A 223-nucleotide genomic window follows, 5' to 3' on the forward strand; every position below is an offset into this window, starting at 1 on the left:
TCCTCCCAGATTCCGACGGAATTTCACGTGTTCCGCCGTACTCAGGATACATTCAAGAGGGAACGAAGTTTCAACTACAGGGTTGTTACCTTCTATGACGAGCCTTTCCAGGCTGCTTCGTCTACCTCGTTCCTTTGTAACTCCGTATAGAATGTCCTACAACCCCAAGAGGCAAGCCTCTTGGTTTGGGCTATGTTCCGTTTCGCTCGCCGCTACTCAGGAA

At 50.2% G+C, this 223-nt stretch carries 1 rRNA gene; it reads right to left on the reverse strand.

Going from position 1 to position 223, the window contains the following annotated elements:
• Positions 1 to 223, reverse strand: a 23S ribosomal RNA gene (locus tag MR063_RS22335); the annotation flags it as partial.

Origin of the sequence: Bacillus cereus group sp. BfR-BA-01492, assembly GCF_022662815.1 — a bacterium.
Taxonomy (GTDB): domain Bacteria; phylum Bacillota; class Bacilli; order Bacillales; family Bacillaceae_G; genus Bacillus_A; species Bacillus_A cereus_BD.